11 protein-coding genes, 4 pseudogenes and 1 riboswitch are annotated in these 14,055 nt (G+C 36.0%); of the genes and pseudogenes, 13 read left to right on the top strand and 2 right to left on the bottom strand.

Features of this window, described 5'->3' with window-relative positions; translation table 11 throughout:
- Positions 1-59: 59 nt before the first annotated feature.
- The 8 genes and pseudogenes from dprA to FC37_RS00745 all read left to right on the top strand — a co-directional run.
- Positions 60-908 carry a DNA-processing protein DprA gene (gene dprA / locus FC37_RS00780; RefSeq protein ID WP_025005756.1) on the top strand — a complete coding sequence of 283 codons (849 nt, stop codon included), beginning with the start codon at positions 60-62 and terminating at the stop codon, positions 906-908.
- A 70-nt stretch (positions 909-978) separates the two neighbouring features.
- A complete protein-coding gene (gene topA, locus FC37_RS00775; protein ID WP_025005757.1) occupies positions 979-3,093 on the top strand; it encodes a type I DNA topoisomerase in 2,115 nt (704 codons plus the stop codon).
- Between the two features lie 21 nt (positions 3,094-3,114).
- Entirely contained in the window at positions 3,115-4,431 is a 1,317-nt protein-coding gene (gene trmFO / locus FC37_RS00770; RefSeq protein WP_025005758.1) for a methylenetetrahydrofolate--tRNA-(uracil(54)-C(5))-methyltransferase (FADH(2)-oxidizing) TrmFO, read from the top strand.
- A complete protein-coding gene (gene xerA / locus FC37_RS00765) occupies positions 4,431-5,339 on the top strand; it encodes a site-specific tyrosine recombinase/integron integrase (protein ID WP_025005759.1) in 909 nt (302 codons plus the stop codon). Before trmFO ends, xerA begins: the two co-directional genes overlap by 1 nt.
- 8 nt (positions 5,340-5,347) lie before the next feature.
- The gene (gene hslV / locus FC37_RS00760; protein ID WP_014918884.1) at positions 5,348-5,872 is read left to right on the top strand and encodes an HslVU peptidase proteolytic subunit; all 525 of its coding nucleotides are present in this window, start codon (positions 5,348-5,350) and stop codon (positions 5,870-5,872) included.
- Between the two features lie 10 nt (positions 5,873-5,882).
- Complete coding sequence (gene hslU / locus FC37_RS00755) at positions 5,883-7,286, top strand: ATP-dependent protease ATPase subunit HslU (protein ID WP_025005760.1); 1,404 nt, start codon at positions 5,883-5,885, stop codon at positions 7,284-7,286.
- A 151-nt stretch (positions 7,287-7,437) separates the two neighbouring features.
- The gene (locus FC37_RS00750; RefSeq protein WP_025005761.1) at positions 7,438-8,334 is read left to right on the top strand and encodes an aldose 1-epimerase family protein; all 897 of its coding nucleotides are present in this window, start codon (positions 7,438-7,440) and stop codon (positions 8,332-8,334) included.
- A 491-nt stretch (positions 8,335-8,825) separates the two neighbouring features.
- Positions 8,826-9,338 (top strand): annotated as a pseudogene (locus FC37_RS00745) (transposase); the annotation flags it as partial.
- Positions 9,339-9,447: 109 nt separating this feature from the next.
- On the opposite strand, the pseudogene FC37_RS00740 reads toward FC37_RS00745, so the two are convergent.
- Positions 9,448-10,789: pseudogene (locus FC37_RS00740) on the bottom strand (MATE family efflux transporter).
- Positions 10,790-11,016: 227 nt separating this feature from the next.
- On the opposite strand from FC37_RS00740, the pseudogene FC37_RS00735 reads away from it, so the two are divergent.
- A pseudogene (locus FC37_RS00735) lies at positions 11,017-11,280 on the top strand (MupG family TIM beta-alpha barrel fold protein); the annotation flags it as partial.
- Positions 11,271-11,618: pseudogene (locus tag FC37_RS00730) on the top strand (alpha/beta hydrolase); the annotation flags it as partial. The pseudogenes FC37_RS00735 and FC37_RS00730, both read left to right, overlap by 10 nt.
- A 32-nt stretch (positions 11,619-11,650) precedes the next feature.
- Here FC37_RS00730 and FC37_RS00725 read toward each other — a convergent pair.
- The gene (locus tag FC37_RS00725; protein WP_025005765.1) at positions 11,651-12,463 is read right to left on the bottom strand and encodes a site-specific integrase; all 813 of its coding nucleotides are present in this window, start codon (positions 12,461-12,463) and stop codon (positions 11,651-11,653) included.
- 105 nt (positions 12,464-12,568) lie between these two features.
- Positions 12,569-12,627, top strand: a riboswitch (Fluoride riboswitch).
- A 45-nt stretch (positions 12,628-12,672) separates the two neighbouring features.
- Here FC37_RS00725 and FC37_RS00720 point away from each other — a divergent pair.
- The 3 genes from FC37_RS00720 to FC37_RS00710 all read left to right on the top strand — a co-directional run bounded on the left by FC37_RS00720 (position 12,673) and on the right by FC37_RS00710 (position 14,042).
- Positions 12,673-13,056 carry a fluoride efflux transporter FluC gene (locus FC37_RS00720; RefSeq protein ID WP_025005766.1) on the top strand — a complete coding sequence of 128 codons (384 nt, stop codon included), beginning with the start codon at positions 12,673-12,675 and terminating at the stop codon, positions 13,054-13,056.
- Between the two features lies 1 nt (position 13,057).
- Positions 13,058-13,435, top strand: coding sequence for a fluoride efflux transporter CrcB (crcB, locus tag FC37_RS00715; protein WP_056945441.1), 378 nt, complete (start codon positions 13,058-13,060; stop codon positions 13,433-13,435).
- Positions 13,436-13,547: 112 nt separating this feature from the next.
- Positions 13,548-14,042, top strand: a complete 495-nt coding sequence (locus tag FC37_RS00710; protein WP_025005767.1) for a pyridoxamine 5'-phosphate oxidase family protein — start codon at positions 13,548-13,550, stop codon at positions 14,040-14,042.
- Positions 14,043-14,055 lie beyond the last annotated feature (13 nt).

Raw genomic sequence — 14,055 nt, 5'->3', positions numbered from 1 at the left:
AATTCGATTTTAAAAGAAAAAAGCTTCTTTTTTTGCGTAATAAATAGTGGAGGCTTTTTATGAAAAAAAAAGAATTTTTATTAAGACTAAAATTGCAAAAGGGTGTCGGCTACGTAAAATTATTAACGATTACCAATCAAATGAAGCCGGGATTAGAAATTGAAATTGATGATTTAAACGAGATGGATTTATCAGAAAAATTGATAAATGCATGTCAATTGGCTTTTAATGATGATAAATTAGCCAAACTGACTAGCCAAATTGAGCGGCAATGTATTGTAATTAGTTTCTTTGATGAAGAGTATCCTGAAAAACTCCGGCAGATTTATCGTCCGCCTTTAATTTTATTTGCACAGGGAAATTTGTCTTTATTAAAGAAGGATATCGTAACGATTGTTGGTTCGCGTTATCCGACACGCTACAGTAGGGATGTAATTAATCGATTAGTTCCAAATTTGCTTGATCAAAATAAAGTAATTGCTAGCGGTTTAGCTAGGGGAGTAGATGCCTTGGCACATGAAGCCACTTTAAAAAATGAAGGTCGTACTATTGCCGTAGTTGGCAATGGCTTGAACCATTCTTATCCTACAGAAAATTATTCCTTGCAAGAGCAAATAAAAAATAATGGTTTAATTATTAGTGAATACCTGCCAGATACGCCGCCGAGGCCCTATAGATTTCCCGAGCGTAACAGGATTCTTGCTGGTTTGAGTGAAAGTATCATTGTTACAGAGGCCAAAGAAAAGTCTGGTTCACTAATTACTGCGAGCTTAGGATTACAAGAAAATAGAGATATTTATGCAGTCCCTGGTCCAATTACTAGTAAGTTGTCTGCAGGTCCTAATCAGTTGATTGAAGCGGGCGCTACACCAATTGTTGATTTTAAATTCAAAAACGAAAAGATTTGACAATTAACAAAGTATTATTTATCTTTGGACTGTATAAAGTAAAAAAAATATTTAAATAAGGAGGCATTTAATGCCTACTAAAGCAAAAAGTAAATCAAAAACTAAAAAACGTAAAAAAACTTTAGTCATTGTGGAATCTCCCGCAAAGGCTAAAACTATTGAAAAATATTTGGGTAGAAATTATCACGTTATTGCCTCAAAAGGCCATATTCGTGATTTACCTAAGTCTCAAATGGGGATTGACTTTGAAGATAACTATAAGCCAAAGTATATTTCCATTCGTGGCAAAGGTGACACAATTAAAGAACTTAAAAGCGAAGCTAAAAAAGCTAAAGAAGTCTACTTGGCATCCGACCCCGATCGTGAAGGGGAAGCTATTGCTTGGCACGTTGCGCATGCTCTTAATTTAGATGAGAATGCCAAAAACCGAGTAACTTTTAACGAAGTTACCAAAGATGCGGTTAAAGAAAGTTTTAAGCATCCACGAACAATCGATATGGATACTGTTGATGCTCAACAAGCTCGTCGTGTTCTTGACCGAATTGTAGGTTACTCACTTTCCCCAATTTTATGGGCTAAAGTGAAAAAAGGTTTGAGTGCTGGTCGTGTTCAATCTGTTGCTTTGAAGCTAGTTATTGATCGTGAAAAAGAGATTAAAAACTTCAAGCCTAAGGAATACTGGACAATTGATGCCGAGTTTGCAAAAGACAAAGAAAAGTTTAAGTCTGCTTTTTATGGTGTTGATGGCAAGAAGACAGAATTGCCAAATATTGATGCAGTTAAAGAAGTTTTAGCAAAGATTGATAAGAAGAAAGACTTTATTGTTGAAAAAGTTGTTTCTCGTCAACGTCGCAGACAGCCTGCTGCACCATTTACTACTTCAACTATGCAACAAGAAGCTAATAAACGCTTAGGCTATAGAACTCGTAGAACTATGAGCATTGCACAGCAATTATATGAAGGAATTAGTCTAGGCAAGCAGGGCACTGTTGGTTTAATCACCTATATGAGAACTGACTCTAAACGAACTTCTCCAGTTGCTCAACAAGAAGCTTCAAAGTTCTTGCATGAAAATTATGGAGCAGAATTTGCTGCTAAGAGTCAAAGACATTTTAAGAATCAGGAAGATGCTCAAGATGCCCACGAAGCAATTCGTCCAACTAGCGTATATAGAACTCCTGAATCATTAAAGGATGTTTTAACTAAAGAGCAATACCGTTTGTATAAACTAATCTGGTCACGTTTCTTAGCTAGTGAAATGACCCCTGCTGTTTATGACACTGTTAGAGCAGATATTGTGCAAAATGGCGTAATTTTTAGAACTACTGGTTCAAAAATGAAATTTGCTGGTTTTACTAAAGTTTATGATAATCAGCAAGAAAAGAATGTTGAATTGCCAGACTTGCAAGAAGGCGATCAAGTTAAAATGACCAAGTCAGATAACAAGCAGCACTTTACTTTACCCCCTGCTCGTTATACTGAAGCTAGCTTGGTTCACGCTCTAGAAGAAAATGGTGTTGGACGTCCATCAACTTATGCACCTACAATTGATACCATTCAACGTCGCTATTACGTCAAGTTAGATGGTCGTTCAATTGTTCCAACTGAATTAGGTGAAATTGTTGATACATTAGTTGAAGAATTTTTCCCAGACATTGCTAATGTAGACTATACTGCTCATCTTGAGAATGAATTAGATGAAGTCGAAGATGGTAAAAAGCAATGGGTAAGTGTAGTTGACGAATATTACCAACCATTTAAGAAGGAATTGAACAAAGCAGATAGCGAAATTCAAAAGGTACAAATTAAAGACGAACCAGCTGGATTTAACTGCGATATCTGTGGTGCACCGATGGTAATTAAGATGGGACGTTATGGCAAGTTCTATGCATGTTCACGTTTCCCAGATTGTCGTAATACTAAACCAATTGTGAAGAAGATTGGTGTGGTTTGTCCTAAGTGTGGTAAAGGTGAAGTGGTAGAAAAGAAATCACGTAGAAATCGCAAATTCTATGGCTGTTCACGTTATCCAGAATGTGATTTTGTATCATGGGACAAACCAATTGGCAGGAACTGCCCTAACGATGGTCATTTCTTAGTAGAAAAGCATTCGAAAAAAGGACCAGTTATCTTGTGTCCAAATGGTGATTACCGTGAGGAACCACAAGAAAATGAAGATAAATAAGATTAAGAATAAGGTGATTTAATGCCCAAAAATGTAACTGTAATCGGAGCAGGTCTTGCTGGAAGTGAAGCAACCTGGCAATTAGCTAAGCGTGGAATTCACGTTGACCTGTACGAAATGCGTCCTCAAAAAGAGACGCCTGCACATGAAACCGGCGAATTTGCGGAATTAGTCTGCACAAACTCCATGCGTTCTAATCAGTTGTCTAATGCAGTAGGACTTTTAAAAGAAGAAATGCGTCATCTTGATTCATTGATTATGAAAGCCGCTGATAAGACCCAAGTTCCTGCTGGTGGAGCATTAGCAGTGGATCGTGACAGTTTTAGTAAATACGTAACTGATACTTTGCGTGGCTTAGATAATGTCACAGTTCATGAGGAAGAAATTACTGAAATTCCGGCAGAAGGCATCACTATTATTGCCACTGGTCCTTTAACCAGTGACGCATTGGCTGAGCAAATTCAGAAGTTTTCTGGTACAGATAGTCTGCACTTCTTTGATGCCGCTGCTCCAATTGTAGCTGCGGATTCAATTGATATGAATATTGTTTATAAAAAATCACGCTACGATCGCGGAGAAGCTGCTTACTTAAATTGTCCAATGAACAAGGAACAATATGAAAACTTCACTCGTGAATTAATTAAAGCAGAAACTGCTCAATTACATGGTTTTGAAAAGAATGATGTTTTTGAAGGTTGTATGCCAATTGAAGTTATGGCCGCTCGAGGTGCTAAGACGATGTTGTTCGGACCGCTTAAACCAGTAGGTCTGGAAGATCCTCATACCGGTGAAACACCATATGCAGTAGTCCAACTTCGTCAAGATAATGCTGCTGCTTCAATGTATAACATCGTTGGTTTCCAAACTCACTTGAAGTATGGTGAACAAAAGAGGGTCTTTTCTATGATTCCTGGACTTGAAAATGCTCGTTTTGTTCGTTACGGCAAGATGCACAGAAATACTTATATGGCTTCTCCAGACGTGTTGACTGCTAGTTACGAAGCTAAGAAGCGTCCTGGATTGTTCTTTGCAGGACAGATGACAGGTGTTGAAGGCTACGTTGAAAGTGCAGGAAGTGGCTTAGTAGCCGGAATTAACGCTGCACGTGAAGCTTTAGGTGAGGAGCCAATTGCCTTTCCTAAAGACACTGCATTAGGGTCAATGGCAAATTATGTTACTACTACTAGTGCCAAGCATTTTCAACCAATGAATGCTAGTTTTGCGCTTTTACCTGCCTGGGAAGGTAAGAAGATCCGTAAAAAGCGTGAACGTCACGAAAAAATTAGTGAACGTGGTATCGAAAGCATAGATAAATTTAAAGCGGAAGTTTTAGATTAATGTCAGAAAAACAAGATGAATTAACTCATTTTATTTCTTATTTGCAAAATGAGCGACATTATAGTGATTTAACTATTTCTTCTTATCAAACCGACTTGTTAGAAGCTAAAAAATTTTGGCAAAATAATGGTGGCTTTGATGGCTGGAAGAATGTGCAAGAACGTGATATTCAGATTTATTTACAAAATTTAGCTGATCGTAAATTAGCACGTAGCAGTCAAGCGCGACAAATGTCGAGTTTACATTCATTTTTCCGCTTTTTAACGCGAAGAAAATTTATCCAGATTGATCCCACACAGGGAATTGCCCTAAGACGTGGGGAGAAAAAATTACCAGAATTTTTTTACGAGAACGAGCTGAAGCAGGTATTTGACTCACTGAAAGGTAATCAACCTTTGACAGTGCGTAATTTGGCATTATTTGAACTGTTTTACGCTACGGGGATGCGTGTAAGTGAAGTTAGCAATTTAACCTTGCATCAAATAGATCTTAATTTACAAACGATTTTGGTCCATGGTAAAGGAAATAAAGATCGTTATGTTGCTTTTGATGATCATACAAAAAAATCGCTAGTTAAGTATCTTGAAGATGCACGACCTAATTTATTAAAAGATGATGCTGAACAGCATGTTTTTTTAAGTAATTTAGGCAAGCCTTTGAGCAAACGCGGAATTGAATATGTGATGCAAAAAACTTTTAATCAGGCTGGAATAAGTGGAAAAGTTCACCCTCATGAGTTGCGTCATACTTTTGCAACCGCTATGCTTAATAATGGGGCGGATTTACGTAGCGTCCAAGAACTATTAGGACACAGTAGTTTATCTGCTACCCAGATTTATACGCATGTTACAATGGCGCATTTAAAATCAGATTATGAAAAATACTTCCCTCGTAATAAAGAAAGTTGAGGTCTAATATGACAACAATTTGTTCAGTAAGATTTAATGGAAAAACTGCAATTGCAGGTGATGGACAAGTTACTTTAGGTGAAAAGGTAATCGCTAAGGCAACTGCACGTAAGATTCGTCGTATTTACCATGATCGTGTAATTATCGGTTTTGCCGGTGGTGTTGCTGACGCTGTTAGCTTGCAAGATATGCTTGAAGGCAAGCTTGAAGCATATAGTGGTGATCTTCGTCGTGCAGCCGTAGAAATGGCTCAAGCATGGCGTAAGGATCCAACTTTGCAAAAATTAAACGCAATGTTAATCGCATTTAATGATAAAGATTTGTTACTAATTTCAGGTAATGGTGAAGTTCTTGAACCAGATGAAAACGTTGTGGCAATTGGTTCAGGAGGTAACTTTGCACAGGCAGCAGCTATTGCAATGACACGTCATGCAAATGATATGCAAGCTGATGAAATCGCTCATGAAGCTGTAAAAATTGCCTCAGGAATCGATGTCTTTACTGATGATCATATTGTTACCGATGAAATTTAAGGAGTAAAGTATGGCTATTAAAACACCAAAAGAAATAGTTAAGATCTTAAACGAATATATTATCGGTCAAGATGAAGCTAAAAAGTCAGTTGCAATTGCTCTTTATAACCGTTATCGTAGAATGCAATTGTCTAAGCAAATGCAACATGAAATTACACCTAAAAACTTGCTAATGGCAGGTCCTACAGGTGTTGGTAAAACTGAAATTGCTCGTCGTTTAGCTTCAATTGTAGAAGCACCATTTGTTAAGGTAGAAGCTACTAAATTTACTGAAGTAGGTTACGTTGGTCGTGATGTTGAATCAATGGTCCGTGATTTAGTAGGCGAAGCCGTACGTATGGAAGAAAAGGATCAATTTGCGCGTGTAAAGCCTCAAGCTACTAAAGAAGCTAACAAGCAATTGGTTCGTTTGCTTGCTCCTGGTGTTAAGCGTGAAAAGCGTGGAAACCAAATGCAACAAATGCAAGACATGATGTCTATGCTAATGGGCGGTGCAAATCCAAATAATCAAAATGGCGATCAGGAAGAAGTAACTGATGAAGTTAGAAATCAGCGGATGGATGTTGCTGAAAAGCTAAATAAAGGTTTGCTTGAAGATCGTGAAGTAACCATTGAAGTTGAACAAGCTCCTAAAGCTAACCCAATGAGTGACATGATGGGACAAATGGGAATGGACATGGGCTCCATGCTTAATGACATTATGCCAAAGAAGAAGGTTAAGCGTACTTTATCTGTTCGTGACGCACGTGAAGTCTTGATTCAAGAAGAATCACGCAAGATGGTAGATTATGATACTATTTATCAACGCGCTATTGAGAGAAGCCAAAATAATGGTATTATCTTTATCGATGAAATTGACAAAATTATTGCTGGTAACAAGCGTAATTCTGGTGAAGTTTCTCGTGAAGGTGTACAAAGAGATATTTTGCCAATCGTTGAAGGTTCAACCGTAAATACTAAGTATGGTCCTGTTTCAACTGATCATATTTTATTTATTGCTGCTGGTGCCTTTGCAGAAAGCAAGCCAAGTGATTTGATTCCGGAATTGCAAGGTCGTTTTCCAATTAGAGTAGAACTTAATGCATTGACTAAGGATGACTTTGTCAAGATTTTAAAGGATCCACAAAATTCATTGCTTAAGCAATATATTGCTTTAATGAAGGCTGATGGTATTAAGTTAATCTTTACTCAAGAAGCAGTTGATAAGATTGCTCAAATTGCCTTTGATGTTAACCAAGGGACAGACAATATTGGTGCCAGACGTCTTTCTACTATTCTTGAAAAATTACTTGAAGATGTTCTCTATGAAGGTCCTGATATGGAAATGGGCGAAATTACCATTACTGAAGCATACGTTGAAGAAAAATTACATGACATTATCATGAACAAGGACTTAACTAAGTTCATTTTATAATTTATAAATTAAGTAACAGCTGGATTATCCAGCTGTTTTTTGTTAAAAGCATCTGTTTTGTTTAATGATTAATGTTAAAATATAAGTGATCAAAGCGATTACATTATATTTTTGATATTACTAAATAAGCTAAGTAAGGACAAATTAAGTTATGGATTATACTATTGAAAATAATATGATTAAAGTTGTAATCTCAGATCAAGGTGCTGAGATTCAAAGTGTTAAAAGTGTTCATACTGGTGAAGAATTTATGTGGCAAGCTGATCCTAAAGTTTGGGGAAGACATGCACCGGTTCTTTTCCCAATTGTAGGTAGACTGAAGAATGACGAATATACTTATAAGGGTAAGACTTACCATTTAGGACAACATGGTTTTGCAAGAGATTCTAAGTTTGAGGTTGAAAATCATACTCAAGAAAGTATCACATTCTTGTTAAAAGATAACGAAGAAACCCATAAGGTTTATCCTTTCAAATTTGAATTTAGAGTAAATTATAATTTGATGAATAATTTACTTGAAGAAAACTTTAGCGTTTTGAATAAATCTGATGACACTATGATCTTTGGTGTTGGCGGACATCCAGGATTTAACTTGCCAATAAAAGATGATGAAAAGAAGGAAGATTACTTCTTCGATATGCATCCATCTGTAGCTCGTGTGAAAATTCCTTTAAAGAACGCATTCCTTGATTGGAATAACCGCTCATTAGCTTCAACTGATAGTTTTATTTCTTTGAGTGATGAATTATTTAAGAATGATGCTTTAATTTATGAATTACATGGACACGATAATAAAGTATCACTTAGAACTGACAAGAGTAAGTTCCACATTAATGTTTGGACCAGAAACGCTCCATTTGTTGGTATCTGGTCACAATATCCAAAGACTGCTAACTACGTATGTATCGAACCATGGTGGGGAATTGCAGACCGAGACGATGCAGATGGCAAGCTAGAAGATAAATATGGCATGAATCATTTGGAACCAGGCAAGGAGTTCCAAGCAGGCTTCAGTATTACTTACCACTCAGATTCAGATCCTGAATAACTTAAACTATAAGGCGTTTAAATTTTTAAACGCTTTTTTTGTCCTATTTCGTCCCGGAATGTATACTTGTAAGGAAAAGAAAATGGTGGGAATATGAATGAGAACAAAATAGTTGATTTACTAGTCAAATATAAACAACTGACTTTTATTAAAATTTTGCAGCAAACGATGATTGCCTTGTTTCCGATTGCTTTAATAGGTTCCTATTGCTGGGGAATTACTAGTAGTTTGCTGACAACTAATTGGTCTAGCTAAGCTAACTAAACAAGTCAACTTCAAGCGTAAATCTACCATTTCATTAACTATGATTATCTCTGGGCTGATGTCGGTACATTTTGCTCGGCTTTCTTTATTCAGAGCTAAAGATGACAAACGTTTTTCCGTTAGAACTGCTCGCAATGTACTTAACGATGGCGGAATTAACTGGTAAAAACTATTATGTTTGATTGCAGCCCAGCTCATTGGCTGCTTCAAGTATCTGTAAAAAGAATCATTATCTTTATTCAAGCATAGTAGAGGTTCAATATCATGGGCATAGCTTTTTATTAAAGCTGGTCTTTGTCTCCAACCGTGGAAGCAAGAACAAGTATTTGGTTTTAGCTACTACTCAAACCAAGCTTAGATCTGAAGAAATCGTCCAACTTTATGGCCGTAGATGGCAAATTAAAACATATTTTAAGACGGCTAAGCAATATCTTGCTCTAGATAAATCTCAAGTTCAAAGCTATGACGGCCAATGTGGCTATATCGCAGTTACAGCAATAACTTATGATCTATTGGCCTGGCAGGAAAGACAAAATACAGATGATAAGACAATCGGAGATTTATTCTATCTAATGAACGAATCCTTGCCTGATATTAAATTCGTAGATGCATTGGTCTACTTGATTTCAGAATTAAAAGAGCTTAAGCAGACTAGTTTTGAAAAGATAGATGAAGCAATCAATGACTTTATTAACCAACTGCCACGATTCATTCAAATTGCACTGAAACAGATCATATAAAAACTAATAAAGCGCAGAAAAGCTCAACAGCGACAAGACTTGAGCTTGATTTTGGTGCTTTCAAGTTTCAGTAATTTAATTAAATCACAGGGAAAATATGTGGTAACAACTATACAAACAGTGCCTTGGTTCTCCAAGTACCATGATGCCACCGGTAGATCATCAACATTGCGCGCAAACTTTCATCGATCGCATACGCAATCCATACACCTACTAACCCCATATGAAAGACAATTGCCAATAAATATGAAAATGGCAAGCTAATTAGCCATAGCACAGTTAAACTACATGCAAGCGGAAATCTAACATCCCCACTCGCATTTAATGATCCTACCAAAGTCATATTAACCGCTCTTGCTGCTTCAAGAATAATTTCGACCAAGAAAACCCAGCGTGCCAATTCAATGATTTCAGGTTTATTTGTATAAATATGCATAATTGGCGTAATAAAAATAAAGGTCACGATTGAAATTGAAGTTGAAATTCCCACATTTTGCACCATTGACCGAAAGCCTCTTTGATATGCTCCTTCGAAATCTTTGGCGCCAACAGTACGACCAATAATAATTTGATTTCCTTGACATAAGGCTGAAGCCGTTAAAAATACAAATTGGGTAATCGCTGAAACATACGATTTGGTAATCAATACATTAGTTCCTAAAGTAGCAACAATCATTGTGACTACCACTTGAGCCCCAGAATAAGAGACTGATTCACCTGATGAAGGTAATCCTAACTTAAGAATTTGTTTTAAAAATGGTATCGAACATCGTTTGAAGTTAACTTTTAACACGTTGAACTTCACATATCGCTTAACTAAATAAATTGCTACAATCCCCGCACAAAATTGGCCAAAGATACCTGAGATTGCAATCCCTCTAACGCCAAAATTAGGTAAGCCGAATGGTGAAAACAGCACCACATAATTCCCACAAACCGCAAGAATATTAGCGATAGTTGGCACAATCAAAGCTTGCAAGGTTAAACCATGCGTTCTCAAGCAGGCTAACATGACAGAATTTAACGCCAAAATAATCGTTCCTGCTCCGTACAGCTGCATATAAGGGATCGCAATTGCAATTACATCATCTGGAATGTTCAAGAAGCGTAACAGAGGGTATGGCAAAAGAATAAAAATAGCTCCTAAAAGCAAACCAATTCCAATTGCTCCAAAGATTGCTGTATTCATTACCTTAGGAATCTCTTTGTGTTTTTTTGGCACCAAGAAATTGCGCAATCATGATTTGTGTACCTACCGTTACAAACCCATAAACATTATATGACAAGCCAAAAAATTGGTTGCAGGCACCAACAGCAGCTACAGCCACTTCATCAAAGTGAGAAATCATCCATACATTGACGTTTCCCACCATCACATTGAAGAGAAATTCAATAAAAATTGGCCAGCTTAGAATGATTAATTCTTTGTCTGATCGGTTTAAAAGCTTCATGGCAATACCTAACCTTACAAAATAAAATTGAAACCGTTTTATTCGATTTGTACATATTTTACTCTATACACATAAAAGGTAAAGACAAAAGCTATACATTTTTCAATTAATCTTGATATCTTGGTATATTTTATCGAATCAAGTTTATTTTTTATCATTTGCACTTACTTATATTATTCGCCATAATTAACTTTATAATGTAAGCGATGACATAAAAGGAGCAAAAGATGACAATGCGCAACTTGGGATTATCAATCTATCCCGACCACAGTGAATATCAAAAAGATGCCGAGTATCTTGAACTCGGCCATAAATACGGCTTTAGAAGAATCTTTATGAGTATGCTGGAAGTTCAAGGAAGCGTTGAAGAAACCAAAGCCAAATACCAAAAAATCATTGGCTTTGGCAACAGCTTGGGTTACCAAACCTTTATCGATGTTTCTCCTGGGCTCTTCAAGAGGCTCGGCATCTCCTACTCGGATCTGAAGTTTTGATGACAATCGGTTCACCTTATAATTTTGCGGAAACTTCTAATCGTCCAACGCAAATGCTCAAGGACTTTATTAAGAATAGAAATAAATTACCTAAGTATTTAACAATGTATTCGGTAGCTGGGACTAAAAATTACGTGGCTGATGGAATTGTGCCTGTTTCAAGCGTAGAAGCTGGTAAATATATCTATCAGGGTGCAGTTAGACATTACATACAAATTACGGTTACCGGGCGTCTAGCACAGCACTCAGAATTGCCACAAAACAATCAAGTCCTTCAATTAATTGAAGAATATGTTTTGACCGGCAACAAAGGTCTAAGAAATAATCGAAGATAGAAAAAATAAGCTAGGAGAAAAACTTTCTTAGCTTATTTTGATAGGGTAAAATCTTCTGTCTCTACGTAAAGAGTCATATTTTTACGGTAGTAGGTGAGTGATTTAAGTGTGATTCGTAAAGTCTTCAATATGTCGTTGTCAGATAATTGATGATTAGAAAGAATGGAGTAAACGAAACTCATGCGTAATTTGTGCGTTGTGAGTGGCATACCAATGATTTTTCGATCTGGTGCAATTCTTTGATTGATATTGAAATCTGATGCATAAGGCTCACCGTTTTTACGAGCAAAGATATAAGGATTATTGCTCTTTTCATAATTTGTATGAACTTTAATGTATTCTTTGACTTCATCATTATCTATGTGTTTAAGTAGGTCATTTGTTTTTAAAACGATGATTTCTTTTGGCTTAAAGCCAGCTGCAATAGCCGCCATCATTTTAATGGTTTCAGGATGAATATCTTCAACCTTAATTAAATCAGGCAAGTAAGGCATCCAATTGATGATATATTTTTGCTTGCGATCAAACTTGTTCCCGCGCATCGTTAATAATGGGTATGTAATAATGTAGCCATATTCACTTAGAAAAACAAAATACATTTTAATATGGCTTAGATATTTGTTAACTGTGTTGCTCTTAAAATTCAATTTAGTTTCAAGAGAGTCTAAAAAATTTCGAATATCGCCAGCTCTGACATCGTTAACGTTGGCGTCTGGTCCAACATTTGCGGCATAGTAATTCCAAAAAGTTGTAATGGATTTTGCAGCTAAAGAAATAGTTGAATCCGCTAATTTCTTCTTTTGTTTACAGTATGTACGAAATTCTTTTTCATAAGGGAAGTTCATAAAATCATCCTTTCTTTTTAAATTATATCATTTTCAAGTATATTGTTACTAAATTTACAATTTTGACTTGATAGATTCTATTGCTTGTTGTATAGTCAATATGTTAACTAAATAGGTGATGACGTTCACCATTAACCGAGAAATCTAATGACGTCTACTTTGCCTTAAGGGGCGGAGTAGACGTTTTTCGTTTGGGGGGAATGTTTTTAATGAAAATTAGCAATTATATTAGTATAGCCTGTTTTGCCTTTTTTGGTGGCATGGCGCGCTATAGCTTAAATGTTCAATGGAGTTTTTATGGTACCTTCTGGGGAAATATCATAGGTTGTTTTTTATTAGCCTTTTTCACTTACTTTTTTATGGAATTTAAAGATTTCCGTCAATGGTTAACTGTAGGAATTGGTACGGGCTTTGTGGGGGCTTTTACAACGTTTTCTACTTTTAATTTAGATATTTTAAAAAATATTCAAGCCGGTTTACCATTGACTGCTTTAATTTATTTTTTGAGTTCAATTATTTTTGGCTTTATTTTTGCCTTTTTAGGTATGAGAATCGGCAAAAACGTGGGAATGTTGCTTAGAAAGGAAGATTAAAGTGGAGATTCTATTAGCAGGACTTGGTGCGTCAATTGGTGCGATGATTAGATATGCAATAACTAATTATGGTAAAAAACATTGGGAATGGATAGGTAAACAGTTTTCTAATTTGCCAACTCCCACATTGCTTATTAACTTAACGGGGGCACTTATTTTAGGCATTATATTTGGTCTTGGAACCAATGTCTTTTTCTATTCCTTAGTTGGAACCGGTGTATTAGGCGGTTATACAACTTTTTCGACAATGAATACTGAATTAGTTGAATTATATAAAAGTAGAAATTACCATGGCTTGATTCTTTATGCAGTGACCTCATATCTGGGGGGAGTAATTTTAGTTTTCATAGGCTTTTGGATAGGACAACTGTGTAAATAGATTCAATAATTAAGTTATTCTAAATATGTAGTATATTCATTAATAATATGTCACTTAAGAAATAAAATCTTTATTAAAGATGTAATAGAGTGATATAGAAATGGAAAAAACAATGAGACAACACGTTCCTGAATTAACTGATGATATTGGTAATGATGAATTTTTGGATTTAATTGTAGATTGCTTTCATTCAGCAATTTTTGGTACAGTAGATGAAAACGGAGAGCCACATACCAATGTTATAGACATCGATTTTAATGAAAATGGTCGCTTAATTTTCGCTACTACGAATCAAAAAAGTTTTTACCGTAATCTAAAAAGACATAATCGTGTATCTATCACAGCATTACGTGGTCGAAAAACTTTAACTAGCGTAGGTTTTACTTTGCAAGGATATGTTGATGAAATTAGTCCGTCTTATTTGAATAAAATTTTTGAAATTAAGCCGGAAATGCATCATATCTATGCAAATAAGACAGAAGACTTTGATACATTAAGAGCTTTTGCATTAACACCTGTGATTGGATCAGTGTATGATTTACGTGATAAAAAAGTTTTTCAAAAGCAATTCGATTTTATCAACCAAAACAAAGAGGAGATGGCTTAGAGCCATCTCCTTT

The sequence above is a fragment of the Lactobacillus gallinarum DSM 10532 = JCM 2011 genome, from assembly GCF_001434975.1.
Taxonomy (GTDB): domain Bacteria; phylum Bacillota; class Bacilli; order Lactobacillales; family Lactobacillaceae; genus Lactobacillus; species Lactobacillus gallinarum.
The sequence above is the reverse complement of the archived record's forward strand: the minus strand, read 5'-3'. Positions and strand labels throughout refer to the sequence as shown.

Bases quoted from the DNA above. Each gene is read 5' to 3' on its own strand.
- hslV (WP_014918884.1), top strand. From the start codon at position 5,348: ATGACAACAATTTGTTCAGTAAGATTTAATGGAAAAACTGCAATTGCA.
- xerA (WP_025005759.1), top strand. From the start codon at position 4,431: ATGTCAGAAAAACAAGATGAATTAACTCATTTTATTTCTTATTTGCAA.
- FC37_RS00725 (WP_025005765.1), bottom strand. From the start codon at position 12,463: ATGAACTTCCCTTATGAAAAAGAATTTCGTACATACTGTAAACAAAAG.
- FC37_RS00750 (WP_025005761.1), top strand. From the start codon at position 7,438: ATGGATTATACTATTGAAAATAATATGATTAAAGTTGTAATCTCAGAT.
- hslU (WP_025005760.1), top strand. From the start codon at position 5,883: ATGGCTATTAAAACACCAAAAGAAATAGTTAAGATCTTAAACGAATAT.
- FC37_RS00720 (WP_025005766.1), top strand. From the start codon at position 12,673: ATGAAAATTAGCAATTATATTAGTATAGCCTGTTTTGCCTTTTTTGGT.
- trmFO (WP_025005758.1), top strand. From the start codon at position 3,115: ATGCCCAAAAATGTAACTGTAATCGGAGCAGGTCTTGCTGGAAGTGAA.
- topA (WP_025005757.1), top strand. From the start codon at position 979: ATGCCTACTAAAGCAAAAAGTAAATCAAAAACTAAAAAACGTAAAAAA.
- dprA (WP_025005756.1), top strand. From the start codon at position 60: ATGAAAAAAAAAGAATTTTTATTAAGACTAAAATTGCAAAAGGGTGTC.
- FC37_RS00710 (WP_025005767.1), top strand. From the start codon at position 13,548: ATGAGACAACACGTTCCTGAATTAACTGATGATATTGGTAATGATGAA.